This window comes from Chryseobacterium sp. KMC2 (assembly GCF_016756935.1).
Lineage (GTDB): Bacteria > Bacteroidota > Bacteroidia > Flavobacteriales > Weeksellaceae > Chryseobacterium > Chryseobacterium rhizosphaerae.
Genome location: NZ_JAESIT010000020.1, coordinates 58,788 through 85,786 on the forward strand (window position 1 = coordinate 58,788; position 26,999 = coordinate 85,786).

A 26,999-nucleotide genomic window follows, 5' to 3' on the forward strand; every position below is an offset into this window, starting at 1 on the left:
TATACTATTTTTGAAATGATTGCTTAGAGGAAAAGAGCTAAAAGGAGAATCTTACAGCAATATCCTGGCTTCTACTTTCCACTCTTCGTTTCGTCTCTTTTTTTCTGTCTCAGCATAAAGAGATACAAACTTTCAACTTTTGTTCTTGCCCACGGAGTCTTCCGTAAAAACTTCAGTGAAGAAGTGATACTCGGATTATCCGTAAAACATTTTATATTGATTTGTTTTCCCAATTCCTCAAAACCCTGATAGTATTCTACCAGTTCTTCAAGGATAGCATCAAGCCTTTTTCCGTGTAAAGGATCTTTTGATTTTTCTTCCATAACGCAGTAAAATTAAAATATTTTATCAGACTTACCGACTAAAATTGTTTAAACTCTTAATCTTTAGTATTTTTGATGAGGCTATTTCTTACCCATAAAAAAATTATTCGTTACAAAAAGATATGAGCAAAAATAACGAAGCGAACAGGAAAAAAAATAAAAAGAAAATTGATCAGAAAAAACGTAAAATACAAAATGCTGAAGCAGAAAGGAAAGCACGTTTAAAACAAATTCATGAAGATTTTCAGGCAAAAGAAACCGATCATAATCTATAGAATTCGTTCATTACCAAACCTAATGGGGTTTAAATATTGTTCTGTATTTTAATAGTTCACATACAGATTTTAGTTCAATCAATTTGAATTATACCATTTCATATTTCCTCTAAACAATGATAAACTTTTTATGAAAATTCTGCATACCGCCGACTGGCATTTAGGAAAACGACTGGACCGCTTTTCCCGTCTGGAAGAGCAAATTCTGGTCATGGAAGAGATTATTGGCATTGCTGATGAAGAAAACATTGATCTTGTCATTGTTGCGGGTGACCTTTTTGATAATTTTAATCCGGGAGTAGAAGCTACTGAGCTATTGTATAAAACCCTGAAACGTTTATCTCAAAATGGGAAACGTCCTGTGATTGCTATTTCCGGAAACCATGACTCTCCCAACCTCATCGATGCTCCCGATCCTTTAGCCAGAGAATGTGGAATTATTCTGATAGGCCATCCCAAAGCAGAAGTTATTCCTTTTGAAACCGAACATTTTAAAATTCTGAATTCAAGAGAAGGTTTTATCGAATTGGCTATTCAAAATATAAATTTTCCTGTAAGAGTTCTTCATACACCTTATGCCAATGAGATCCGTTTAAAAGAATATTTTGGTGAAAATAAAGAAGAAGAAATCAATAAAGTGCTTTCACAGATGTGGAAAAATCTTGCTGACGAATTTTGTGATGAGCAGGGAATTAACCTTCTGACCGCTCATTTGTATATGAATAAAAGAGGTGCTGAAATTCTGGAGGAACCAGAAGGAGAAAAGCCTATTAAAATTGGCAATGCAGATCTGATCTATTCGGATGCCATTCCTGAGCAGATTCAATATACGGCTTTAGGACATTTGCATAGTTTTCAGAATATAGGAACGTCAGAAAAACCAGTTGTATACTCTTCTTCCCCTTTATGTTATAGTTTTAGTGAGGCAGGACAAACAAAATATGTTTCCATTGTGGAAGCGTTTCCGGGAAAAAATATTTCTTTTGAAAAGAAGGCGCTGAAAAATGGAAGGACATTGGTAAGGAAATCTTTTACCTCTGTGGAAGATACCGTTCGGTGGCTGAATGAAAACCCGAATACGTTTATTGAACTGACTTTGGAAAGTGAAACCTTCCTAACAGCTGATGAAAGAAAGATGATCTACCAGTCTCATTCCGGTATCGTTCATCTTATTCCAAAAATCAAAAACAGTGAAATGACCGGACAAGAGCACTATGAAATCAATTTAAATCAAGATATAGGAGTATTGTTCAAAGATTATTTTAAATCCAAAAATGGAGGACAGGAAGCCAATGAAGAGCTTATGGATTTGTTTAACGAAATTTTAAATGCCTAAATTATGATCCCCATTCAACTCACACTTGAAGGTTTATACTCTTACCAGGAGCGTCAGACTATAGACTTTAAAAATCTCACTGATGCAGGGCTGTTTGGGATTTTCGGTGCTGTAGGGTCCGGTAAATCATCGGTTCTTGAAGCTATTTCATTTGCTTTATATGGTGAAACGGAGCGTCTGAATATGCGTGATAAAAGGGCTTATAATATGATGAACTTAAAGTCAAACAGTTCTTATATAGAATTTGATTTCATCAATTATGAGAATAAGCTGTTTCGTGCGACAAGAGATTTCAGGCGTAATTCTAAAAAATTTGAAGATGTAAAGCCTTATTCTGTCACTTTTTACGAGAATATTGACAACAAATGGATTCCATTGGATCATTCTAATGCAGAAACTATCATTGGTTTAAGCTACGCCAATTTTAAACGCACCATTATTATTCCGCAGGGACAGTTTAAGGAATTCCTTGAATTAGGGGCTGCGGACAGAACCAATATGATGAAGGAGATTTTTAATCTTCAAAAATTTGACCTTCAAAACAATGTTTCTTCACTCAATGTAAAAAACAGGTCTGAGCTGGACCAGCTTGAAGGTCAGCTAAAAGGTTTTGAGGAAATCAATGAAGAGAATATTCAGCTTCAAAAAGGGATTTTAACGGAAGAACAAAAAAAACTGGGTGAATCAAATGAAAAATTTGAGAAAATCTCCCATACATATCAGCAGCTAAAAAACTTAAAAACGGATTTTGAAAGTTTAAAACTGAATACGGTAAAATTCACAGAGCTCTCTGAGCAGAAACCTGAAATAGATGCTCTGGAAGTACAGACCAATTTATATGACCGTGTTTTCAGGCTTTTTAATCCATTGATCACTGAGAGCAATAAGCTTTCCAAAGAATTGGCAGCCAAACAAAACGAAAAAGAGCTGCAGCATAAAACTTTACAGGAAACCGAAAAAGCTTTTAATATTATAAAAGATCAGCTTATTGTACTGGAGCCTAAGTTTCAGGCATTGGAACAATCCCGGATACAGGAAAATGACCTTAGTCTGATCATACAGCTCTTCACCTACTCCAGAGAAATCGAAGAGCTGAATAAAAGGACCCAAAATGGAGCTGAAAAAGTAAAAGAAGCAGGCATGAGCCAGGAAAATATTCAAAAAAAGATTGATGAATTTTCCAAACATCTTAAGGCCCTCAAGGAACAGAAACTTGATTCGGCACTGCTTTCTGAAGTGGGCAATTGGTTTATTCACCGGAAAAATTTAAAAAAATCACAGCAGGAGCAAGCTGAAAAGATTGAAAGACATCAAAAGCAGATTGGGGAAATTACGGAAGAGTTAAAACCTTTTGCCTATCATGAAAATTTTAAAGAAGATTTCAAATCCAGGAAAGAGGCATTAGAAATAAAGAAGAAGGAACTTTCTCAAAAACTGGATCATCTTAAGATCCAAAAAGAACTTTCCCGTTTTGCCAATGAACTTCATGATGGTGAAAACTGTCCTCTTTGTGGTTCTAAAGAGCATCCTCATATTGTAGAAATTCAGGATGTAAATACTGAGCTTCAGGAAATTCAGGACCGCATTACCGCTATCGATCAGGAAGTCCTGAAAAATCAAAGGATAGAAGCTGAAATTGAGAAAATCCTGGATCGTAAAAAGATTTTTGAAGAACAGCTTCTTTCGGAGCAGAAAGCACTCCTTCAGATTCAAAGGGATATTGAAGTTCATACCCAACAATTCCATTGGAAACCATTCTCTCCGGATCAGGAAGATGAATTTGAGAAAAAACGGGCCGATTCTTTTGCCTTAGAAAAAACAATTGAAGAAGCTGACAGAAATATAGCCCTAGAGCGGGAAGCTCTGGAAAAGGCAACGCAGCTTTTGGAGAAATATAAAGTTCTGCTAAACGATTTAAAGGACAAGGAGCTCAGCAAACAGGAACAGATCAATGTCAGCTGTTCTCATCTTAAAATTCTTGATTGGAACCTGTATACCCACAAAAGGGTGGATGAGGTTGAAGAAGCCTATCAGAAGTTGGTTGTATCCAACAAAGAAACGGAAGAAAATTATCAGAAAGCCATCCAGCAGGAAAAGATACTGATTCCAAAAATGGCTGAACAAAAAACCATTGTCAATCAGTCTGAAAAGCAAATGGCAGCACTTGAAAAGGAAATTTCTGAAAATAAAGCCAGTATTGCAAATGGCTTGGCAGAGCAAAATTTCACTGAGTTTAAAGAGGTCGAAAATATTTTACTGCTGGAAATCAATATTGAGCACAACAGAAATCAAATTCAGAAATTTAAAATTGATTTTGAAACTTTAAAGAAATTTATTGAAGAGCTGGAATTAAAGCTTAAAGGTCTTTCGTTTAACGATGAACAGTTTTCTCTGACTGAAAAATTGTTTAATGAGGCTCAGGCCGAGCAGAAACAGATCAGCGATTCTGTGGTAACAAAGACAGCTGAAATAGAGCGGCTGGAAAAAGAATATGTAAAGAAAGAAGAACTTCTGAAAAAACTTACAAAGCTTCAGAAACGTTCTGAAAATCTAAAAGTCATGATCAACCTGTTTAAAGGAGCCGGTTTTGTGCAGTATGTCTCTTCTATTTATTTAAGACAGCTTTGTGATCATGCCAATCTGCGTTTTCATCGGATGACAAGAAATCAGCTGAGTCTGCAGCTTAATGAAAATAATGATTTTGAGATCATAGATTACCTCAACGAAGGTAGAAGCAGAAGTGTAAAAACACTTTCAGGTGGACAAGCATTCCAGGTTTCATTAAGCCTTGCATTGGCTTTAGCGGAGAGTGTTCAGGCGAACGCTCAGTCGGATAAAAATTTCTTTTTTATCGATGAAGGTTTTGGAACTCAGGATACTGAATCGGTAAATATTGTGTTTGAAACTCTTACCAACCTGATGAAAGAGAACAGAATTGTGGGAATTATATCTCACGTAGAAGAACTTAAAGAGAAGATTCCTACAGCACTCACTATTATCAAAGATGAGGAAAGAGGAAGCCTCATTGAAATTGTCTAACCCTAAATCAAAGTTTCAACATAGTCAAAAGTCACAAAAGTATTTAAACACTTTTGTGACTTTTTGGTTAAATTACAGGTTTTGTACCAATGGTTTTACTTCTTTCCCGAATAATTCAATAGATTTCATTACCAGCTGATGAGCAGGATCTCCGATATCCATATGTCCGATAAACCTTGTGATTCCAAAAATCTCTTTCATATAAGCAATTTTATCGGCTACTTCGGAAGGACTGCCAATGAACAAGGCTCCTTCTTTGTTTCTTCCCCCATCGTACTGCATTTTAGTATAAGGTGCCCATCCTCTTGAGGCCCCTATCCTATCCATCTGAGATTTATAGGTGTGGAAATATCCGTCTACTACATTTTGATCATCACTCACAAAAGTATGGGAATGAACAGCAATCTGCATTTTGGATACATCATGTCCTGCTTTCTGGTATTCCTGCTTGTAAAACTCAATCAAATTTTTAAACTGGATCGGCATTCCTCCGATAATAGCTACCACCAGAGGCATTCCCAATTGGGCAGCACTTAATACGGATTGAGGAGTTCCTCCTACAGCTCTCCAGATCGAAAGTTTCCCCTCATTTTTTGCCCTTGGATACACGGTCTGATTTTGCATCGGTGCCCGAAGTTTTCCTGACCAGGTAACATTTTCTTCGGAATTAATCTTTAATAGCAACTCCAGTTTTTCATCAAAAAGCTCCTCATAGTCATTCAATGAATAACCATATAACGGGAATGATTCTATGAAGCTTCCACGGCCTACAAATATTTCTGCTCTTCCGTCTGAAATAAGATCTAAGGTTGAAAAATCTTCATAAACCTTTACCGGCTCTGAAGAACTTAACACAGTCACCCCGCTTGCCAATTTTATATTTTTTGTAATACTTGCTGCAGCTGCCAATACCATTTCAGGAGAAGAAACAGCATAATCCGGACGATGGTGTTCTCCCATTGCGAAGACATCGATTCCTACTTCATCCATCAATTTTACCTGTTCCAAAATTTCACGAATCTTAGTTCCTGCATCTCTATATTTTCCGGTGGACTGATCAAAAGCCAGGTCACCAAACATTCCTATTCCTAATTCCATATTGTTGATTTTATATACACAAAATTACAGGAATAAAAAGTCAAAAACATTGATGTTTGTTAAGAACGTAACTTGGTTTTTAAACACAGATAACACTAGTTTCTTGCACAAATATCACGACTTTTTTATTGCAAGCAAAGTGAAGAAATGTCAATTTAATATATCTATACAGTGTTGGAAAACGCAAAGACGCAAATAATTTTTAAAAGGCTACGTTTTTAAGACGCAAGGATTTTATCTGTGATAAAATTGTAGACCATTTTATATTTGCCACGGATCTACAAATAAGACTATTTATATGTCTGTTACATAAACATATCGATCCGTGCTGAAAATTTCCGAATGTCTTACGCCTTAAAATAGCATGATAGTAAGTTTTCTTTATGCCTGGCATCTTCCAACAAAAAATCCAGCCTATTTTAGGCTGGATTTTATTATTATTTTTTCAGGTACTGATCAAAATAATCTGTAATCTTCTGCATCAGGTGAACCCTGTCTTTTCCGATCACATTATGCGGATGTCCCGGATAAGTAAAATAATCCAGCTGAACCCCGTTATCAACAGCAGATTTGATGAATTTTATAGAATGCTGCCATACTACGACATCATCCTGCGCTCCGTGGATCATCAATAATTTTCCTTTAAGGTTCTGTACTTTATCTAATAGATTAGCCGCAGCATATCCCTGTGGATTTTCCTGTGGTGTATCCATGTATCTTTCTCCATACATAATTTCGTACATGCTCCAGTCGATCACCGGTCCTCCGGCAACTCCTACTTTAAAGACATCCGGCTTACGAAGCATAAAGCTTGTAGTCATAAACCCTCCAAAGCTCCAGCCATGGATTCCCATTTTTGTTCCATCCACATAAGGAAGGGATTTCAGGTAGTCTACTCCTTTCATCTGGTCATTCATTTCGGTAGTTCCCAGATTTCTGAATACAGCCTGCTCAAACTTCATTCCGCGGTTAGAAGAACCTCTACCATCCATGGTAAAGATGATATATCCATTCTGAGCCATATATTCATACCAAAGGTTTCCTGAAGCCGGGAAAGTATTTGTTATCAGCTGCAGGTGCGGACCATTGTACAGATAAACAATAGTAGGATACTTTTTATTAGGATCAAAATTTGTTGGAAGGATGATCTTTCCGTATAAAGGTGTTCCGTCATCAGCTTTCAATTCTACATTTTTAATTTCAGGTCTCTGATAATTTTTCAATGTATTTTCTGCTGTAAAAATATTCGTAGACTTTAAGTTATTGGTATTAATAATATTTCCAACTCTTGGAGAATTGGCATTGCTATAAACATCATACAGATAATTTCCGTCGCTGCTCAATACACCGGCATGCATTCCTTCTGCATCATCCAGTCGCTGCATTTTGAAGTTGGTCCAATTGATCTTATACAAATGTCTTTCCAGAGGAGTTTCTTTTGTTGACGTAAAATAAATCTCTTTCTTCTTTTCATTAAACCCTAAAATATCGGTTACCAGCCAGTCTCCTTTTGTAATCTGGGCAACCAATCCTTTTTCCAAGCTATAATGGAACAGGTGATTATACCCTGTTCTCTGGCTTTGCCAGATAAAGTCTGTATTGGAATTTGGGAAGAACGTAAGTGGATGCTGTGGTTCAACATATTTGCTATCGGTCTCTTCAAATAAAGTCTTTATCAGTTCTCCGGTAGCGGCATCATATTGATTCATTTTCATATGATTCTGTCCTCTGTTCAGAACAGCCACAAAAATGTATTTTGAATCCGGACTCCAGGTAACAGCAGTTAAGTACTGATCTTTTTCGCCTTCAACTTTCAGAAAAGTTGTTGACTGGGTTTTAATATTAAAAACTCCTAATGTTACCTGATGAGAAGTCTGACCTGCCATCGGGTACTTAATATTGTGGTTTACAGCAGGTGTTACAGACCAATCTATGATCGGATAATCTGCCACCATAGACTGATCCATTTTGTAGAAAGCTACACTTTCAGAGTTGGGAGCAGGAAAAATTCCGGTATCGATGCCGAATTCATTCCTGTGAACAGCCTGTCCGCTGATGATATTTTCGTTTGCTTCATTAGTAACCGCAATAGTTTTTCCGTTTTTACTCACAAACAGATTATTCTTTGCTGTAAAAGCGAAAGTCTGGCCATCACCAAACATTTTTATGTTGGAGGCATCTTTATCTACAGGAGTCTGATTTTTCACTTTCCAGTCATTTCCTGATTTTTCAATCCAGAACATTTTACCGTCTTTGCTAAAATAACCATTTGAATTCCCGGAAAACTTAATCTGAGGTACAGCGTTCAGTTTGTCATTGGCAAACTGTCTGTTCAGCTGTGTTAAAGACACCAAAGTATCTTGTTTATTGGTTTTCAGATCTGTAACCAAATACCCTCCTTTCACGGATTGGATAAAGGATTTCCCGTCTGCAGACCATGAAAATTGTGAAATATTTTTCACGGCAAGATTGGTTCTCATCCCATTTACAGCCTCCGCCATGGTAAACTTCTGTGTCTGGGCGAATGCAGTATTCCCCAAAACCAGCATCAATAAAGAAAATTTATATAATTTCATTGCGTAAAATTGAATCCATCAAAAATAAGAAATAAAAACCATCCGTTAAGAAATGTTAAATTAAAACATTCATAAAAAGGAATTAATGAATTAAATGAAATTATTCCTTAACTTAATACTAAGATTTGTGGAGGGTTGCTGGGGAAACGTAAAGGTGTAAAATGAATGATGGATTTTGTATATAGATAGAGATTGCTTCATCATTCTGTTCTTTGTAAAGATGATGTGAACCCTAGCCCCGATAGTAACGGTTACCCCGCAGCACGCATTGAAGACTGGGTTTTGGACGCTGGAATGTATGGGGCGAGGAGTATGAGTGGATAGCGGGAAAAAGCTCCCTTAAAAAAGAAACAACTATCAAAAGGAATCATAATTTTACATATACATTGCATTTCTTATCCTATATCAATGTTCCGTATATGCTCCCTATCCTACATTTGCATTATTAATAACAAACAAAAAATAAAAATACAATGGCAACAAAATGGAACCTAGACCCAACGCATAGTGAGATTACTTTCAAAGTAAAACATATGATGATTTCTAATGTAAAAGGAAGTTTCAGAACTTTCACTGCAGAAATTGAAGCGGAGGATGATACTTTCGCCAATGCAAAAACTACCGCTACTATTCAGACGGATTCTGTTTTTACCAATAATACAGACAGAGATAATCACTTAAAATCTGCCGAGTTCTTCAATGCTGAACAACATCCAACGATTACTTTTGATTCTCAGGCTCTGAATGATCAGGTAGTAGGAAATCTTACAATCAATGGGATTACAAAACCTGTAACTTTAGATGTAGATTTCGGAGGAATCAATGTTGATCCTTGGGGAAATACAAAAGCAGGATTCTCTTTTGAAGGAAAAATAAGCAGAAAAGATTTCGGATTAAACTGGAATGCAGCTTTAGAAGCAGGAGGAGTAATGGTAAGTGATGATGTAAAAGTAGCTGGAGAATTACAGTTTGTAAAGCAAGCATAATTTTTCAATATATTTTGTGAAAGGTTCAGGGATTTTACTAAAAACCTTGAACCTTTTATTTTTTTATGATTATTCAAAATTTATGAACCTCAACGATCTACAAAACATAAGTGAAAACTTCCAAAGCACTCAGCGAATGCCTGTTCTATTTTTGGGACACGGCTCTCCTATGAATGCCATTGAAGAAAACCAGTTTGTACAAGGATTCCGAAAAGCGGCTACGGAAATTCCCAGGCCTAATGCTATCCTGTGTATTTCTGCACACTGGTATACGGAGGGAACGCTTGTCACCGCCATGGAAATGCCAAAAACCATTCATGATTTTTATGGTTTTCCGAAAGAATTATTTGATGTACAGTATCCTGCTCCCGGAAATCCGGAGCTTGCTGCGGAAACTGCAGAGCTATTATTACCCTTGGAGGTTGAAGAAGACCATAACTGGGGACTGGATCATGGGGCGTGGTCAGTCATCAGACATATGTATCCTGAAGCTGATATTCCGGTCATTCAACTGAGTATTGATTATACCAAGCCTCCGCAATATCATTATGATCTGGCTAAAAGGCTTCATAAACTCCGTGAAAAAGGAATTCTGATCATAGGAAGTGGAAATATTGTTCATAACCTGCGTTTAATCGACTGGAAAAATATCAATACGGTGGGTGCCGGCTGGGATTGGGCAGTGGAAGCGAGGGAAAAAACCAATAACTGGCTTCTTGACGGTAATTTCCAGCCTATTATTGATTATCAGAAACAGGGAACATTTTTAGAATATGCCGTACCTACGCCCGATCACTATCTTCCCCTTATCTATACCCTGGGGTTGAAAGACCGGTCTGAACACTTATCTTTATTTAATGACGAACTTATTGGAGGTTCATTAAGTATGACAAGTGTGAGAATTGGATAGTACTCTTGTATATAAAAATAAAACCCCCTCCACCTAAACGGCTGAGGGGGTTTATTTTTTTGAAATCGTATTTTATTGTACTGCTTTTAAAACATTAATGTTTCCATAGCCATAGCTTGAATTCACATTTGGATAATAAGTGGCAGACTGTCTCATTTTATTAAGGACCTGATCTCTGGTCCACGATGGATTCTTAGCCCATACCAAAGCTGCAATTCCTGCTGTTGCCGCGGTAGCTACTGATGAACCGCCTACATAATCGGCCTGGCCGTTATAATAACTTAAAACCGGAACTGTATTTCCTGAAGCTCTTTCCATCTGGAAGGTAAAGTCTATCTCTCCTCCGGAATGGCAAACATCACATTTCTGATTGGAGGTTCCTTCTTTCACTCCGGTTATAGCCTGTGTTTCCGGCATCCAGGCAGGGAAAATAACGCCTACAAAAGTGGTAAAACTAGTGGATGTACCTCCTGCACAGAAAATCAATTTTCCTTTGGAATATGCGTACTTTACACCATCCTCAATTTTTCCTACTGAAAAAATATGTCCCATAGACATAGAAATGATCTTTACACTGGCATTATTCGCCAGATCTGTAAATGCCGTTTTCACTCCGGTCTGCTCACTGGAAGTGTCCAATACGACGTTTGTGGCAGCCCGGTAAGCAATCAAATTGGCATTATAGGCAACTCCTACAGGCAGTCCTGCATTATTTCTCGGTGCTGCCATTACGGAAGCCATTTTTGTTCCGTGTCCACACTGATCTGCAGAACCATCTGAATTATAAACACCCAATTTATTGATTGTTCTCCCTGAGGAAGATCCGTTATTAAAGCTGTTTCCAAGGAAGGCCTGCTCCGGTGAAACACCTGTATCTACCAAACCGATGGTAACGCCCGCTCCGGTACTGTAGCCCCATGCATCAGGAATATTATGCTTGGTAAAAGCCCAGGGAATTTTCGCACCCGGCGTAGTGGAAGTATAGTCATCAGCATTCAAAGTAGTAGACGAAAAGCCACATCCTGAGCCTCCCCCTGAGGATCTTGAAGCTAGATTAAATTTATTTTCATTTTCGAAGTAGTGGTAATCTCCCGGTTCAAGATATCGGATAGTCTTCATCTGGCGAAGTGCTTTAATGGTTTCTTCTTTTTCGATAACCACATCCATCTGGTTGAGATATTTGTCTGAGGCAAGGAAGAAAGTTCTTTCATCTTTTCCTTCATATTTTTTAATCATCGACAAAATCTCGGTTTCCATTGCCTGGTTATTTGAAGATTTGCTTCTGTCAAAATCTTCTTTAGATTCTCCAAATCCAATGGATACCATTTTATTTCCCTGAAAGATGGCACTCCATAAAAAATGATCAGATTGATTGGCCCAGTTGAAAGAACCTTTTGTTTTAAGGGATTGATTAATTCCTTCATTAATTTGTTTGGCAGTCAGGGGATCTTTCTGACTCATTTCAATGTTGGAATTTTCGTTTTGAAGATCTTCGGTATTACAAGAGCTTAAAGCAAAAAATATTGCTACTAAGAATACACTTTTTTTCATATGTTATAATTTTGGTTGGGACCAATATAACACTTTATTGTGAATTACCTATTTTTCTAAGGTGAATTCTATATTATCCGAATATTAATAACACTTTAAGGATAAAATTCACAATATTCAATGAAATCTATAATATTTTTTCAAAACAGACACTATTATCTATTCCAATGTACTGTCCATAGTTCGGAATGCGATAGAAGCCACTTTTTTCGTACACAGAAATAGCATTCTTTAAGTCTACGGAAGTTTCTAAAACGGCTTTTTCAAATCCCAATTCTTTCGCCCAATTCTCCAATTCTCTTAGTATGCCAGAAGCTAAGCCTCTTTTTCTGAAAGTTGGGTTCGTATACATTCTTTTGATTTCGACTGTATTATCTGAAAGCTCTTTAAATGCTCCGCATGCTGCCGGAAGTTCATCAATATAGGCAACAGTACAGTTTTTAAGTTTATCAATTGTATTAAACTGTTCAAAAAAAGCATTATCGTCCCCATTATGTACAGCAAGATCTGTATCGAGAAGTTGTACTAAATTTTGAAAATCCGGATGGGTAGAATCAAGTCTTTTTATAGTCATATATATTTAATTAAAAAAATAGGATAAAACAAAAAAGCTCCCTTTCGGAAGCTTTCTTATTGGGTATATTTTATTTTACGATAAATTTTCGCTCATTAATCAGTAATGCAATAGCCAGCATATCCTGACCTATTAATCTGTCTTCTTCAAGTTTGGTAACTTTAGAGCGCAGAACAGCAAAATTCTCTTCAATAATCTTAGAACATTTGGCAGGTCTTCTGAACTCCAGTCCCTGTGCTGCAAACATCAGCTCAACGGCTAAAATATTGACCAGATTTCCCAGGACCTGATTGAATTTTCTACCTGAAATACTTCCCATAGAAACATGATCCTCCTGTCCCAAACTTGTAGGAATAGAATCTGCAGATGCAGGGAAACACAGTGTTTTGTTTTCCGTAACTAAGGCTGCTGAGGTATACTGAGGAATCATAAATCCTGAATTCAATCCTGAGCTTTCTGTTAATAATCTTGGAAGTCCATATTTCCCTTCTAATAATAAGTAGCTTCTTCTGTCTGAGATATTTCCTAATTCTGCAGCCGCTAACGTTGCGTAATCTAAAGGTAAAGCCATCAGCTGTCCGTGGAAGTTACCTCCGGAAATAGATTCTTCAGCACTTAGTACAATCGGATTATCGGTAACAGAGTTTAATTCTGTTTCGGCCATGCTTCTAAGATGTTCAAATGCATTTCTGCTTGCCCCGTGAACCTGTGGCACACATCTCATAGAATAAGGATCCTGTACTCTTTCACAATCTTCATGCGCCATCATGTTTTCTGATCCTTTTAAGAACTTAAGCATTCTTGCCGCCACTTTTTTACTACCTTCAAAAGGTCTGATATCATGAAGCTCTTTTTTGAAAGGGCTTGCAGAACCTCTATATGCTTCAATACTCATTGCTGCCGTGATATCCGCAAGGTCTAATAAGTATTCAAATTTTTCCAATCCTTTGATGGCATGGGCCAGGATAAACTGAGTTCCGTTAATTAACCCAAGACCTTCTTTTGGTCCTAAAGTTAAAGGCTCAAGGTTATGTTTTTCCAAAACATCCATTGTATTGGTAACCTGATCTCCTTCCCAAACCTGTCCTAAACCAAGTAAAGGCAGTACCAGATGTGCCAAAGGAGCCAGATCTCCTGATGCACCTACAGATCCCTGCTCCGGTACAACCGGAATAATATCTTTTTCCAACATCAGGATCAGTCTCTCAATTACGTCAAGAGAAACTCCGGAAAATCCTTTTGATAAAGCATGCACTTTAGCAATTATCATGATCTTTGAAAATTCTTTATCAATGGGCTTTCCTACACCTACAGCGTGGGAAATAATTAAGTTATACTGCAACTGGGCTGTTTCGTCAGCTGATATTTTGGTATCGCACAGTGGTCCGAAGCCTGTATTGATCCCATATACACATCTATCGGATTCTACTATTTGCTGTACGTTTTTCTGAGATTTTAATATTTGTTCTTTTGCCGCTTTATTCAGTTTGGCTTTATTGGGTTTTTTACAGATTTCCAGAACATCATGGAAAGTTAAAACATCTACTCCGTATATCATTTCTAAAAAATTTTCTTAAAATTACACATTTAACAATAATTGGAGAAACTAAATTTCAATGTTCTATCTTTTTCTAAAAATAAGTTAATTTATTTATTATTTTTACCGCCGAATAAAAAACAATAATACATGAGACTTACATCTTTACTGCTTGCTTTATGCCTTGCAGGCACCACAACTTTCGCCCAGAAAGTAAAATACTCTAAAGAGGATATCAAAAAAATGGAAACATACCTTTTTAATGAAGGTTTCAATACTCCATCTCCGAAAAAAACATCCACCATTATTTTAAAAGACGGAACTACCTATAAAGGGTTTTGTAACAAGATTGAAACAAAAAAGGGACAGATTTATGAAGTAGCCATTAAAGACAGCGCTACAAAAAAGAATGCTAATTTTAATGCTGAACAAATCAGCGAAATGTATGTTTACCCAAGTAATGCGGAAAAAATTGCAAAAGTGGCCAAGTACATGGGGAATATCAGAAACTTTGGTACAAAGAAATTAACAAAAAATACCAATAACGACAGGATCTATTTTGTAAACCAAACCGTGTCATTAAAGAACAAAAAAGATGATAAAGAATTCCTAATGCAGGTTATCAACCCAGATTTCGATGATATTATTTCTGTATATCATGATCCTAGAGCTAAAGAAACAACAGGCTTTTCTGTAATGGGTTCTCCACAGCTTGGTGGAGGGGTTATCAAATCTTATTATGTAAAAAAGGGAGACAAAATTATGTGGCTTCATAAAGATGATTTTGAAGACAACTATGATTTCCTTTTTGGTGACAATGCAGAATTCATGAAAAAATATCCTAAAAACTCTGTAGAATGGGATTATTTCAGCTTTCTTGTCAATGCTTACACCGATATGAACAACGGATAAAAACATTTCATTTATAGAATTAATACCTGCTGAGCAATTCCGCAGGTATTCTTTTTTTTAAATATGGAAAGATTCCTTAATTTTGTTATATGAATCCTTCTTTAGAATTACAGCTCAAAACTTTACCTTCGGAACCCGGTGTTTATCGTTACTATGATAAAAACGAACAGTTATTGTATGTAGGTAAAGCCAAAAACTTAAAAAAGAGGGTTCTCTCCTACTTCAACAAAAATCTTTCAGGATACAGGATCAAAATAATGGTAGGGAAAATCCAGCGTCTGGAAACTACTATTGTAAACAGTGAGTATGACGCCCTTTTGTTGGAAAACAATCTGATTAAGGAACATCAGCCATTTTACAATGTCATGTTGAAAGATGACAAAACTTATCCCTGGATCTGTATTAAAAATGAAGATTTCCCCAGAATTTTTCTCACCAGAAATGTAATTAAAGATGGCTCAGAATATTATGGTCCCTATGCAAAAGTGCGTCCGGCCAAAATTTTATTAGACACCATCAAACATATCTATAAACTGAGAACCTGTAATCTGAATCTTTCTCCGGATAAAATAGCTGACGGAAAATACAAAGTCTGTCTTGAATACCATATCAAAAACTGTGAAGGACCTTGTGAAGATCTTGAAAGCAAAGAGGATTATGATGAAAAGATAGATGCTATCCGTGGAATGATCAAGGGAGAATTCCGAAAAGCTAAAGAGTATCTGGTCAATCAGATGATGAAACTCGCCTCTAATCTACAGTTTGAAGAAGCTCAGATTATCAAAGAAAGGCTGGATATATTGGAAGATTATCAGGCTAAAAATACGGTTGTCAATCCTAATATCGACGATGTGGATGTTTTTGGAATGGTGAGTGATGAAACCGCTGCGTATGTCAATTTTTTTAAAATAAGAAACGGAAATATTATTCAGAGTTTCACTACAGAGATTAAAAAGATCCTTGAGGAAACGGATGAAGATATTATGGAAGAAGCTCTGATTGAGATCAGGCAGAAATTCAGCTCCAATTCAAAAGAGGTATTGCTGCCTTTCCATTTGTCTGTAGAAATCCCTAATGTAAAGCTTATTGTTCCTAAAGTAGGAGACAAAAAAAGAATTGTAGAGCTATCCGAAAAGAACGCTAAGGAATACCGTCTTGAAAAATTAAAACAGGTTCAGATTGTGGATCCGGAAAGGCACACCAACAGGATTATGGCTGAAATGCAAAAACTGCTCAGAATGCCTGTAGAGCCAAGACATATTGAAGGTTTTGACAACTCAAATATTCAGGGAACAAATCCGGTTTCCGCCTGTGTTGTTTTTAAAGATGGCAGACCAAGCAAAGCAGATTACAGAATTTTTCATCCTAAAACAGTAGAAGGGCCCAATGACTTTGCTACCATGGAAGAAGTAATCTATCGCCGTTATAAAAGAATGGTAGATGAAGGAGAAAGTCTGCCTCAATTAATTTTGATAGATGGAGGAAAAGGCCAATTATCTTCTGCTGTAAAAAGTCTGAAATTACTGGGTCTTTACGGTAAAATAACTATTGTGGGGATTGCAAAAAGACTGGAAGAGATTTTCTTTCCTGAAGATCCTATTCCACTCTATCTTGACAAAAAATCTGAAACATTAAAAATTCTTCAGAGAGTTCGTGATGAAGCCCACCGTTTTGGGGTTAAACACCATAGAACAAGAAGAAGTAACTCTACTATAAAATCTGAATTGGAGGAAATTCCCGGAGTGGGAGAAAAAACAATCGAATTATTGCTGTCAAAGCTTAAATCTGTTAAAAGGATTAAAGAGTCCAATCTGGAAACATTAGAAGAAATTCTGGGCAAAAGTAAAGCTAAGGTAATCTGGGAGTTTTTTAATTCAAATTAAAACGCTTTTACTCTCCTATTTTACGGTGACACCTGTTCAATTTTGTCGTCATTTGATTTTTATTTTTTTGAAAATACTATCAAAATTCCGATCATAAAAGGCCGTTTTAAATTTTCTAAAATGGCCTTTAATATGTCTATGTATTAATTGGCCTATAGATTAAGCTATTGTCCCATAAAAAGACAAACTACAATAAATCTTTAACGATCACTGAAAAACAATAGATATAAATATTAATTAATAAAATATTACAAATAAATTAACATTATTTATAATATTTTTCATAAATTAGTACAAGTTTCAAAGCCCGGGTAAGGTAAAAAACTATCTGAGATAAATAATATCGGAAGCTGGGTTGACAAAACATCTGTACTCCAATTGAGAAAACACATCATCATATATAAATATAAAAGGCTCTTTTTAAGAGCCTTTTATAATGAAGTTATTTTTTCAAGATCTTACCCAGATAATCTCCTTTAGCCGTTTTAATTCTAAGGAAATAAATTCCCGAAGAAAGTTCGGCGACATCAATTTTATCATTGGGATACGTTATATTCTTAACCAGCTTCCCGGCTGCATCGAAAATTTTAACCGTTTCAATCTTATCATTTTCTTTAGAATGGATCGAAAAATAATCTGAAACCGGATTAGGGTAAATCTTAATATCCAAATTAGCATTCTTCCCTTCCTGTTTTATAGATTCGTTAGTCGCCATATAAACAGGTAAAGTATCCGTGATGGCGTAAAATTCACTTCCATGTTCTTTTGTGAAAATGGTCAGGAACAGCTCTTCTCCGTCTGTTGCCATTTTTTGAATATTTTCATTAGCCAGCAGCTGATTATCATCATTCGTAACAAAAACATCCATTGGTACTGTATCTGAAGCAATACCATTGGTCTTCCATACTTTTTGGGAATCCCCATTCAGGAAGTAAAGATAGTTATGGGTACAAACCATATCCTTTATGCCAGAAAATCCGGATTTCACCATATAAGTACCTGTAGCAGTACCATCAGTCTTCCATAGTTCTTTATCATAATTATTGGTAAAAAACAACTGATTTCCACATTTCTGAAACTTCACATTGGGTGAAAAATTTCCTGAAACAATTTTTTCTGTGCCCGCAACTGTTCCATCAGAAGAATGCAGGCCTGAAGAGAATCCAGTAGTCACATAAAATAATTTATCATTGAGTATTCCTGTTTCTCTGTAAATAGTTCCTAAACCGGTTGGTTCTACATAGGATTTTAACAGTACAGATGAAACCTGGTCACCATCCGAAGACCAAAGTTCAGTATGTTCATTACTTGAATTATTCTCCCGAGCCAGGGTAAAGAATAATTTATTATTGACAGCGCTCAAGACTTTTATATCCCCATCCGTCCCGTTCTGATATGTAAACTGAATGGTTTTATTGGTATTAGGATTCGTACCGTCAGACTTCCAGATTCCCAGTTTTCCGTTCTGTCTCGCTATAAAATATGCATATCCGTTCAGGACAGCCGTTTTAGTATCCACATCATATAAACTTCCCATATTGTCCACCGATATGTCTTTTACTAAATCCATTGTATTTGAGCTGTTATTAATTCTCCAAAGCTCAGTTCCTGTAGAGTTACTATAGGCGGAGAAGAGCAGCACATTATCATTCAGGCTAGTATAGACAATTCTATTTGTAATTGGCTCCAACATAATGATTACGTTTGAACCTGCAGCCGTTCCATCTGTCCTGTAAAAGCCACCTTTTGTATAAAGATAGTTTCCAACTTTAGTAAAATTATCGTCAAAAGTGGTTGGTATTCCCCCTGGTAAAGTTCCACCGGTATTAAAGAAAGATAATCTTTCAACCTGTTGAGTGCTTTTATTTCTCTTATATAGCTGATTGCTAAATTCCCGGTCTTTGGCGATAAAGATCAGATTATTGTTCAATACATCAAAAGAATGCGGCTCAGAACCTTCTACCCTGTTAATATCAGTAGCTATTGAAATAACTTTCGTCGCTGGATCCAGAGAAAAGACTTCACCACCGTTTCTTTGGTTTGTACCAGCCAGATAAACTTTAGAATTAAGATCTATAAAACTATTGTCCACCGGTAAAGCTAGTCCTGTAATTTCAAATGGCTGAACAGAACCTCCATTGGTAATCCAATATCTTAGCCCTGAGTTTACAGTGTTCAATATTAAATGTATCCCATCTGAACTCTTTCCATATAATTTCATTTCCGGAGGTGTACCAAATAATGCTGTTCCAGCCAGAGTACCATCAGTCTCCCAGATATAATTTCCATAATTCGGGGTTATTCCGTTAGAGTTACTTTCAAAATAGATTTTATTGTTGAAACTTATAAATTTAGGCATTGCCAGGGAACTTGTCACCCCCGGTATAATATCTTTTAACAGCTTGGTTCCTGCAGCCGTTCCATCAGACACCCACGGTTCAATTCCACTTCCCACAGGGTCCAAGCCTTTAAATACAAAATAATTATCTGAAGCTGCCCCATCCAATTCCGGAACCTTTACAGGCGTCACAGACACCGTACCGGCAGTAGTTCCATCACTTTCATACAGTTCATATCCAGCCGCCCCATTGGCCACAAAATAGAATTTATTATTTAATTCAATAATTTTAAAATCATTAGAAATACTTGATCCCGAACTTGAGGCGATATCTTTCAGCAAAGTGGTACCGCCCGGTGTACCATCGGACTTCCAGATCTCTTTTCCGTATACCCCGTCATTGGCTGCCAGAAACAATTGATTGTGAAAAGAATATAATTTCACATTTCCGGAATAGGTAAATGTCTTTAATGACTGAAGAGCGTCAGTAAGTGTATCGTAGGCCCATAGCTCATTATTTTGATAGAAGAAAATTTTGTTTCCCACTACCACAAGCTCATCAATGACAAAATTTGAGCTAAGGTCTTTTAATTTTGTTGTCCCTATACTTGTTCCGTCTGTTACCCAAAGCTGATAAAAGGATGAGTTTTGCTGGGCGAGAAAATAGACTTTATTATTTAATTTTACAGAGGCGGGAGATCCTGATATACCAGCGCTGGGCCCTGGATAAATGTCTTTCAGTAAACTAGACTTTTGAGTAGTGGAATTAAAACACCAAAGCTCTCTTCCTTCATCAGTGGATCTGGTTGCCGGGAAAATGATCAGATCATTAAGTTTAATAAATGATTTTGGATCACTTGAAGCTCCAAAATTAATCTCATGCAATTTTGTATTCAATACAGTCTGTGCATTTGAAAATATTGACAGTAAAGTCAATATGGGAATGTAAAGTTTTTTCATGGTTTTAAAATTAATCCTTAATTCAAACACAGTGAATTAAGGATTAAATATTAGTTTATTAAGTTTAAAAAAAATTATTTTGCGGCAAAAGTTTCTTTGGAATATTTACCGTCAGCCTGAGGAACATCAATTACTATGTTTCCGTTCTCAAAATAACCAATAGTAGTCATTCCATTATCCAGCTTCACCATAAAAACATCTTTCTTTGAAGTTGATTTGAAAATAGCAAAAGGAACAGAGCTTCCTGATTTAGCAAGAATAAACTGGGTATTATCTATCTGTACTTTCTGCAGATCAAGTTTTCCGTTTGAAAAATTGCTGGCTGTAGAAACAGCTGCATTAGCTGTAGCTGTAGAAGTCCCGGCAGAAGTTGTAATTTCAGTATTATTTGTTGTCTCAGAAATTTGTGCTGCGGGTAGGATATTAACAGGGGCTGAAACTTTAACACTCACTAAAGCCTGTGTCAATGCATCCGGATATCCTTTTTCAAATTCTTTGATACTTGATCTTCCTTTAGCTTCAAGAATCGTTTGCTTATTACAATCTTTAAATTCTAAGATAACTTTATTGGTAAATAACCCAGAATCATCCAAAACATTGGCATCAAGGATATTACAAGAGTTGTCTTTAGCCTCAGAAGGCCACTGATCTCTATTAGCTGGTAGAACTACATATTTTTTTCCCGTCAGTGCCTTTGCTAAAAAAGTCTCTAAGCCATAGCTGTCTTTTTTAAATGCTTCAAACTTCTCCGGAATAAATATATACTTATAATCTGAAACTTTTTGTCCGAAAATTAATGTCGAACAAATAGCCAACATAAACACTGGTATCCTTTTCATTTTATTTTATTTTTAATCATTTCTAAATGCTCCCATATCCAGTTTCAGTGAGAAGAAATTGGAATAGAAATTAGATCCGCCTATTCCTGAATTTGTGATTGCATAATCCAGAGTAAGTCCTCTATATTTTATTCCAAGACCTGCACTCGGCTGGAAGGAAACTTTTCTTTTAAGATCTTCTATATCTGTAATCGACTGGAACCTGTTGATCCCCAATCTTACAAAAATCATTTTCTGATATCCCAGCTCAGCTCCTGCATAAGGGCTGATACTCGCAAAGTCTGTTGAAACTAATGAAGCTGTTTTCGCAAAATCCACATTAATCCCCGCTTCCGGCAGAACGTAGACACTGCTATTAATTTCAAATAACTTACTAGCCCCAACATTAAGCTTAGGCATGGTAAGCTCCATTTTATCCTTTGGGGCAGGGTTAAACTCTTCTCCGTTTACAACAGTTGACAATTCTTTCTGGTTGATGCTCCAAAAGTTTACCGTTGTAGTAATATCACGGATCATACCTCCAAACTTCCAACCATTATTTCCTTTGTAAATAGCTCCCACATCAAAACCAAAACCATAACCACTGGCAAATTTTCCTACATTTCTATAAACAATTTTGGCATTCACCCCTACATCCAAATTGGGATTCCCACCTGGCCTGAATGCATATGAAAGTATAGCTGCATAATCAGATTGAGAGAATTTAGTAATTTTATCATAATCAATATTCCCTTCAGAATCTATCATTTGAGTAGTATTCAAGATATTATCTACCCCAAGCCTCACTACAGAAACTCCAAAAACACCCTCTTCCATTACCTTTGCGTACGCCAGGTAATCATATTTTGCAATAGATTCAAAATATTCGGCATGCATCGCTGCTCCCTGCCAATCTCTCTCAATAGACATTAAACCCGCAGGATTCCACATAGGAGCATACACATCATCCTGATTGGATATTACTGCTCCTCCCATTGCCAGACCTCGTGCACCGGCTCCGATATTTAAAAATTCATTAGAGTATTTCCTGATGATCTGAGATTGGGACAGCCCAAACAGCAGTGAAAATGCAAATAAAAAATATTTTTTCATCATATAAATTTGATGCTTAGTTAAAGTTTTTTGTTTTCTTAGCTTTTATTAATCCATTGACAATGATTGCCAGTATCATAACTCCTGAAGCAATATAAAATATAGGGCTCATATGTTCTGATTCTCCAAAGATAAAAAAAGCTAGTATAATTCCGTAAACCGGCTCTAAATTAACTGTTAAAATTAAAGTAAAAGGCGAAATATACTTCATTAGCTTTACCGATTCCAACATAGGAAAAGCAGTAAAAACACTGGCCAACAAGCATATTAACGCCAGATCTCTATAGTTTATTTCATCCATCTGAAAGATTTGACCACTCAGAAGATAAAATACCAATAAAACAAACCATCCACAGAAAATCTCATAAAATATAATATTCCCTGAACTTGTCTTTCCAAACATTTTTCCATTAAAAACAGAAAAAATAGTTCCGAAAACAGCACACAGGATACCGTAAATAATACCTTCTTTAAAATGGAATTCAGTTTTAAAAATCAGTAAAATACAGGCTACAATCACAGTACCCATCACAACTTCCGAGATATCAATTTTTCTTTTAAAAATAATAGGCTCTAAAATAGAGGCAAAAAGTGTAGATAATGATAAGCAGCTTAAAGCAATGGAAACATTAGAAACCTTGATAGAATAAAAAAAGCAATACCAGTGGAGTGCCATAGCAACCCCAATGCCTGCCAGCTGAAAGAATATCTTTTTTGAAACCTTTATACTCTCTTTTTTGTAGACTCTGATAAATACAAAAAGAAAGACAGAGGCAAACAACATTCTGTAAAACACCAGAACCTGTGCATTCGCATGAATTAATTTTCCTAAAATTGCAGTGAACCCCCACAAAAACACAATTAAATGCAACCTGAAAAGTGCCAATTTATGCATATCCTATCTTCTATAAATTTTTAACGTGCAAATTTACAAATAGGCTTTTACAAATCTGATAAAAAAACCAATAATAGTTTAATAAAAAAATACTTAATACGTCTTCATCCTATTTTTCCCTAATCATTTCTCACAATCATCTAAAAATAGAAAATATCTTATCAAAATTTCATGCCCGACGAAAGAAGTCACAGCATGATCCATAAGAATCATTCATTTCTAAAATAAAAATTTATAAATTGGTCTAATGATACTGCATAAAAATATTAGAATCAAAACAGATCGGTTGATATTGAAACCTGTAGAAGAGGTGTATATCGACGATATCAATACCTACTTCACCACAGAAGTTACAAGATATATGCCCTTCAATCCGGATGGAGATAGAAATGACATTCTAGTTTTTGTGAAAGAATCAAAAAAGTTGTTATCAGAAAATACAGATCTGGTAATGGTGGCGCTGGATGGTGATAATAATTTTATGGGGTGCTGCGGTATCCATAATATAACAGAAGAATCGGTAGAACTCGGTTTATGGTTAAAAAAGGATGCGCAAGGTATTGGGTTGGGTACGGAAATCATAGCAGCCCTCATTGAATTTTTAGAGCATAATTTCACTTTCAAATTTATAGTCTATCCCGTCGATCAGGAAAATACAGCCAGTAGAAAAATACCTGAAAAATTAGGCTTTACCCTTTTTAAAAAGTATCAAAAAAAGAAAAACCCATCATCATTTCTCAATATTATTGAATATAGAAAACAGTATTCAGTTTAGTTTTTTCGACGCCGTCTTCCTGCCTCTCCTATATAAGTAAAAAAACCCTGAAAACTTGTTAAACTTTCAGGGCTTTCAAATAATAAACTATTAAAAAAATAAACTAGGAACAGAGTATTTTGCAGAGATTAGGATCTCTGTTACTCTATTGTAAAGTTAGAAAAAATATAAATCATCTAAAAATATTTTTCTGTTAAAAATATCACAATTTTCTGAATACCAATATATTAAACGCTTGTTTTACTTCAATTCACATTCTCTATAAAAATAGTATCTTTAAGCGTAAAAAATTGAAACTTTATGGATATTGAATTCAACAAACGGGAAGATCAAAACAGATTAAGACTTTCAGATATAAACCGCTTGCTCACCGAAATAAAAAAAGGTGGTGGTGAAAAGAGGCTTCAAAAGCTTCGTGAAGAAGGAAAAATGACTGCAAGAGAAAGAATTGATTATCTTCTCGATAAAAATTCAGATTCCATAGAAGTTGGGGCGTTTGCAGGATATGAAATGTATAAGGAACATGGAGGATGTCCTAGCGGAGGAGTTGTTGTTGTAATTGGTTACGTTTCAGGAAGACAATGTATTGTTGTAGCCAATGATGCTTCTGTAAAAGCCGGTGCATGGTTTCCTATTACAGGAAAAAAGAATCTAAGAGCACAGGAGATTGCTATGGAAAACAAACTTCCTATTATCTATCTGGTAGACTCTGCCGGTGTTTATCTTCCCATGCAGGACGAAATATTCCCGGATAAAGAGCACTTTGGAAGGATATTCAGAAACAATGCGAAAATGAGCTCTATGGGAATCATCCAGATTTCAGCCGTTATGGGCAGCTGTGTAGCCGGAGGAGCTTATCTGCCTATTATGAGCGATGAGGCTATGATTGTTGATAAAACAGGCTCTATCTTCCTTGCAGGAAGCTATCTGGTAAAGGCAGCAATTGGCGAAAGTATCGATAACGAAACATTAGGTGGGGCTACTACCCATTGCTCTATTTCAGGGGTTACAGATTATAAAGCTAAAGATGATAAAGATGCTTTGGATAGAATTAAAAATATTATGAAGTCTATCGGAAGTACTGAAAAAGCAGGTTTTGACAGAATAGAAAGCTTTCCTCCTAAAGAAAAGCCAGAAAATATTTTTGGAATAATGCCAGTTTCAAGAGCCGAGCAGTATGATACTTTTGATATCCTTAAGTGTATTACAGATAACTCCGAGTATGAAGAATACAAACCGGATTACGGAAAAAGTATCATCTGTACTACAGCCAGAATAGATGGCTGGTCCGTAGGAATTGTGGCCAACCAGAGAAAAATGGTAAAAAACGGTAAAGGAGAAGTACAATTCGGGGGTGTTATTTATTCCGATTCTGCTGATAAAGCCACTCGATTTATAGCTAATTGTAACCAAAGAAAGATTCCTTTAGTATTCTTACAGGATGTTACAGGCTTCATGGTAGGCTCTAAATCCGAGCACGGAGGGATTATCAAAGATGGAGCAAAAATGGTAAATGCAGTATCTAATTCTGTTGTTCCTAAGTTTACCATTATTACAGGAAACTCGTACGGAGCCGGTAATTACGCCATGTGTGGAAAAGCTTATGATCCTAGATTAATTGTTGCATGGCCTTGGGCAGACTTAGCCGTAATGGGTGGAGCTCAGGCAGCAAAAGTGTTAGCTCAGATTCAGGAATCCGCATTAAAAAAACAAGGTAAAGAAATATCCGAAGAAGAGCACAACGAAATTCTGGATAGTATTTCCAAAAAATACCAAAGTCAAACCGATGCTACCTATGCAGCAGCAAGATTATGGACAGATGCTATCATCAACCCTGCAGATACCAGAAAATGGATTTCTATGGGTATTGAAGCTGCCAATCATTCTCCTATTACAGAGAAATTTAATTTAGGAGTTATACAGGTATAATGATCAAATATCGTTAAAAATAAAAAAAGCATCTCAATCAACATTGGGATGCTTTTTTGTTAAGAGATGTTTATGACTCTACCTTGTCATGAATGCTCATGCACAGAGTAAATTGGTCTGTGTTATAAGTAATGAGTTAAGAGTGATGAATAGCGAATGGTCAATGATTGACTCTTGATTGAAAAAGTTAGTTTATCCAGGATATGGATATTCAATAGGGACGGGCTTTAGCCCGTTCTGTAAAAATAGAAAAACCATACATTGGCTTTAGCCCAAACATAAGCCAGTATAATTATCTTACGTACGTTGCCATTCTTAAGTTTGGGCTAAAGCCCTATTGAGGATCGTTTTTATTAAATGGGCTAAAGCCCATTTCTATTGAATAATGAAATGAGTGTAGAAATAATAAATAAGGAGTGATGAGTTATAAGTATAAATAGCGAATGGTCAATGATTGACTCCTGGTTGTAAAGTTGTAAAATCAATTTATCCAGGATATGGATATTCAATAGGGACGGGCTTTAGCCCGTTCTTATAAAAATACAAAAACCATCCATTGGCTTTAGCCCAAACATAAGCCAGCATAATTATCTTGCATACGTTGCCATTCTTAAGTTTGGGCAAAAGCCCTATTGGAAAATCGTTTTTAGTAAATGGGCTAAAGCCCATTTCTATTGAATAATGAAATGAGTCCCAGAAATAATTAATGAGGAGTGATGAGTTATGAGTATAAATAGTGAATGGTCAATGATTGACTCCTGGTTGTAAAGTTGTAAAATCAATTTATCCAGGATATGGATATTCGATAGGGACAGGCTTTAGCCCGTTCTGTAAAATAGAAAAGAGTTGAGAGTTAGGAGTTAACAGTGTCCGGCATTACTTTATCATACTCCATTCTCCCTTGTCATCCCATAGGGATCTCAGTATTAGACTTCAATATAGGTTCTAATGAGTTCAGAGTTGAGAGCTAAGGGTTGATAGTTAGGAGTTGAGGGTTTACAGCGCTATTACCTATTACCTATCAGCTGAGTTGGGTATAAAGCAAAAAAAAATCCTCTATCTTGCGATAAAGGATTTTTTAAAAATAAAATAAAAACTGGCGGCGGCCTACTCTCCCGCGTTAGCAGTACCATCGGCGCTGGTGGGCTTAACTTCTGTGTTCGGAATGGGA

19 protein-coding genes are annotated in these 26,999 nt (G+C 36.3%); 9 read left to right on the plus strand and 10 right to left on the minus strand.

Translation table 11 applies throughout. The annotated features are described in order from the left end of the window. Nucleotides 1-71 precede the first annotated feature (71 nt). Nucleotides 72-323: a VF530 family DNA-binding protein gene (locus tag JML65_RS19500; protein WP_047493085.1), complete on the minus strand. Its 252-nt coding sequence runs from the start codon at nt 321-323 to the stop codon at nt 72-74. Between the two features lie 122 nt (nt 324-445). On the opposite strand from JML65_RS19500, the gene JML65_RS19505 reads away from it, so the two are divergent. The 3 genes from JML65_RS19505 (at nt 446) to JML65_RS19515 (ending at nt 4,973) form a co-directional block, all read left to right on the plus strand. Beyond that, entirely contained in the window at nt 446-598 is a 153-nt protein-coding gene (locus tag JML65_RS19505; RefSeq protein WP_167449358.1) for a hypothetical protein, read from the plus strand. Nucleotides 599-728: 130 nt separating this feature from the next. After that, complete coding sequence (locus JML65_RS19510) at nt 729-1,934, plus strand: exonuclease SbcCD subunit D (protein WP_202271789.1); 1,206 nt, start codon at nt 729-731, stop codon at nt 1,932-1,934. A gap of 3 nt (nt 1,935-1,937) precedes the next feature. After that, nucleotides 1,938-4,973 carry an AAA family ATPase gene (locus JML65_RS19515; protein WP_202271790.1) on the plus strand — a complete coding sequence of 1,012 codons (3,036 nt, stop codon included), beginning with the start codon at nt 1,938-1,940 and terminating at the stop codon, nt 4,971-4,973. A 72-nt stretch (nt 4,974-5,045) separates the two neighbouring features. On the opposite strand, the gene JML65_RS19520 is transcribed toward JML65_RS19515, so the two are convergent. Both JML65_RS19520 and JML65_RS19525 read right to left on the minus strand, forming a co-directional pair. After that, entirely contained in the window at nt 5,046-6,071 is a 1,026-nt protein-coding gene (locus tag JML65_RS19520; protein WP_202271791.1) for an LLM class flavin-dependent oxidoreductase, read from the minus strand. Between the two features lie 437 nt (nt 6,072-6,508). Then, a complete protein-coding gene (locus tag JML65_RS19525; protein ID WP_237390937.1) occupies nt 6,509-8,647 on the minus strand; it encodes a S9 family peptidase in 2,139 nt (712 codons plus the stop codon). A gap of 473 nt (nt 8,648-9,120) precedes the next feature. Between JML65_RS19525 and JML65_RS19530 the strand changes: the two genes are divergently transcribed. Further along, nucleotides 9,121-9,633 (plus strand): YceI family protein, encoded by a 513-nt coding sequence (locus tag JML65_RS19530; RefSeq protein ID WP_047493066.1) that lies wholly within the window; start codon nt 9,121-9,123, stop codon nt 9,631-9,633. 82 nt (nt 9,634-9,715) lie between these two features. Then, a complete protein-coding gene (gene ygiD / locus JML65_RS19535; protein ID WP_047493214.1) occupies nt 9,716-10,543 on the plus strand; it encodes a 4,5-DOPA dioxygenase extradiol in 828 nt (275 codons plus the stop codon). 72 nt (nt 10,544-10,615) lie between these two features. Here the strand turns inward: ygiD and JML65_RS19540 are convergent, their stop codons facing one another. From JML65_RS19540 to hutH, 3 genes are all read right to left on the minus strand, one after another. Then, complete coding sequence (locus JML65_RS19540; protein ID WP_202271792.1) at nt 10,616-12,094, minus strand: S8 family peptidase; 1,479 nt, start codon at nt 12,092-12,094, stop codon at nt 10,616-10,618. A gap of 127 nt (nt 12,095-12,221) precedes the next feature. Then, nucleotides 12,222-12,668, minus strand: coding sequence for a GNAT family N-acetyltransferase (locus tag JML65_RS19545; protein WP_202271793.1), 447 nt, complete (start codon nt 12,666-12,668; stop codon nt 12,222-12,224). A gap of 70 nt (nt 12,669-12,738) precedes the next feature. Further along, a complete protein-coding gene (gene hutH / locus JML65_RS19550) occupies nt 12,739-14,226 on the minus strand; it encodes a histidine ammonia-lyase (RefSeq protein ID WP_202271794.1) in 1,488 nt (495 codons plus the stop codon). Nucleotides 14,227-14,355: 129 nt separating this feature from the next. Between hutH and JML65_RS19555 the strand changes: the two genes are divergently transcribed. Together JML65_RS19555 and uvrC are read left to right on the plus strand one after the other, a co-directional pair. Then, a complete protein-coding gene (locus JML65_RS19555) occupies nt 14,356-15,117 on the plus strand; it encodes a hypothetical protein (protein ID WP_202271795.1) in 762 nt (253 codons plus the stop codon). A gap of 89 nt (nt 15,118-15,206) precedes the next feature. After that, entirely contained in the window at nt 15,207-17,000 is a 1,794-nt protein-coding gene (gene uvrC, locus JML65_RS19560; protein ID WP_202271796.1) for an excinuclease ABC subunit UvrC, read from the plus strand. 442 nt (nt 17,001-17,442) lie between these two features. Here the strand turns inward: uvrC and JML65_RS19565 are convergent, their stop codons facing one another. The 4 genes from JML65_RS19565 to JML65_RS19580 form a co-directional block, all read right to left on the minus strand. Then, nucleotides 17,443-20,298: a T9SS type A sorting domain-containing protein gene (locus JML65_RS19565; RefSeq protein WP_202271797.1), complete on the minus strand. Its 2,856-nt coding sequence runs from the start codon at nt 20,296-20,298 to the stop codon at nt 17,443-17,445. A 74-nt stretch (nt 20,299-20,372) separates the two neighbouring features. Further along, a complete protein-coding gene (locus tag JML65_RS19570; RefSeq protein ID WP_084086846.1) occupies nt 20,373-21,137 on the minus strand; it encodes a hypothetical protein in 765 nt (254 codons plus the stop codon). Between the two features lie 12 nt (nt 21,138-21,149). After that, nucleotides 21,150-22,232, minus strand: a complete 1,083-nt coding sequence (locus JML65_RS19575) for a PorV/PorQ family protein (RefSeq protein ID WP_047493042.1) — start codon at nt 22,230-22,232, stop codon at nt 21,150-21,152. Between the two features lie 13 nt (nt 22,233-22,245). Continuing rightward, nucleotides 22,246-23,124 (minus strand): DMT family transporter, encoded by an 879-nt coding sequence (locus JML65_RS19580; protein ID WP_047493039.1) that lies wholly within the window; start codon nt 23,122-23,124, stop codon nt 22,246-22,248. A gap of 247 nt (nt 23,125-23,371) precedes the next feature. Between JML65_RS19580 and JML65_RS19585 the strand changes: the two genes are divergently transcribed. Together JML65_RS19585 and JML65_RS19590 are read left to right on the plus strand one after the other, a co-directional pair. Beyond that, nucleotides 23,372-23,899, plus strand: coding sequence for a GNAT family N-acetyltransferase (locus JML65_RS19585; protein WP_202271798.1), 528 nt, complete (start codon nt 23,372-23,374; stop codon nt 23,897-23,899). A 300-nt stretch (nt 23,900-24,199) separates the two neighbouring features. Further along, nucleotides 24,200-25,828, plus strand: coding sequence for an acyl-CoA carboxylase subunit beta (locus JML65_RS19590; RefSeq protein WP_202271799.1), 1,629 nt, complete (start codon nt 24,200-24,202; stop codon nt 25,826-25,828). Nucleotides 25,829-26,999 lie beyond the last annotated feature (1,171 nt).

Coding starts and splice junctions, on each gene's coding strand:
- JML65_RS19500 (WP_047493085.1), bottom strand. CDS start 323: ATGGAAGAAAAATCAAAAGATCCTTTACACGGAAAAAGGCTTGATGCT.
- JML65_RS19505 (WP_167449358.1), top strand. CDS start 446: ATGAGCAAAAATAACGAAGCGAACAGGAAAAAAAATAAAAAGAAAATT.
- JML65_RS19510 (WP_202271789.1), top strand. CDS start 729: ATGAAAATTCTGCATACCGCCGACTGGCATTTAGGAAAACGACTGGAC.
- JML65_RS19515 (WP_202271790.1), top strand. CDS start 1,938: ATGATCCCCATTCAACTCACACTTGAAGGTTTATACTCTTACCAGGAG.
- JML65_RS19520 (WP_202271791.1), bottom strand. CDS start 6,071: ATGGAATTAGGAATAGGAATGTTTGGTGACCTGGCTTTTGATCAGTCC.
- JML65_RS19525 (WP_237390937.1), bottom strand. CDS start 8,647: ATGAAATTATATAAATTTTCTTTATTGATGCTGGTTTTGGGGAATACT.
- JML65_RS19530 (WP_047493066.1), top strand. CDS start 9,121: ATGGCAACAAAATGGAACCTAGACCCAACGCATAGTGAGATTACTTTC.
- ygiD (WP_047493214.1), top strand. CDS start 9,716: ATGAACCTCAACGATCTACAAAACATAAGTGAAAACTTCCAAAGCACT.
- JML65_RS19540 (WP_202271792.1), bottom strand. CDS start 12,094: ATGAAAAAAAGTGTATTCTTAGTAGCAATATTTTTTGCTTTAAGCTCT.
- JML65_RS19545 (WP_202271793.1), bottom strand. CDS start 12,668: ATGACTATAAAAAGACTTGATTCTACCCATCCGGATTTTCAAAATTTA.
- hutH (WP_202271794.1), bottom strand. CDS start 14,226: ATGATATACGGAGTAGATGTTTTAACTTTCCATGATGTTCTGGAAATC.
- JML65_RS19555 (WP_202271795.1), top strand. CDS start 14,356: ATGAGACTTACATCTTTACTGCTTGCTTTATGCCTTGCAGGCACCACA.
- uvrC (WP_202271796.1), top strand. CDS start 15,207: ATGAATCCTTCTTTAGAATTACAGCTCAAAACTTTACCTTCGGAACCC.
- JML65_RS19565 (WP_202271797.1), bottom strand. CDS start 20,298: ATGAAAAAACTTTACATTCCCATATTGACTTTACTGTCAATATTTTCA.
- JML65_RS19570 (WP_084086846.1), bottom strand. CDS start 21,137: ATGAAAAGGATACCAGTGTTTATGTTGGCTATTTGTTCGACATTAATT.
- JML65_RS19575 (WP_047493042.1), bottom strand. CDS start 22,232: ATGATGAAAAAATATTTTTTATTTGCATTTTCACTGCTGTTTGGGCTG.
- JML65_RS19580 (WP_047493039.1), bottom strand. CDS start 23,124: ATGCATAAATTGGCACTTTTCAGGTTGCATTTAATTGTGTTTTTGTGG.
- JML65_RS19585 (WP_202271798.1), top strand. CDS start 23,372: ATGATACTGCATAAAAATATTAGAATCAAAACAGATCGGTTGATATTG.
- JML65_RS19590 (WP_202271799.1), top strand. CDS start 24,200: ATGGATATTGAATTCAACAAACGGGAAGATCAAAACAGATTAAGACTT.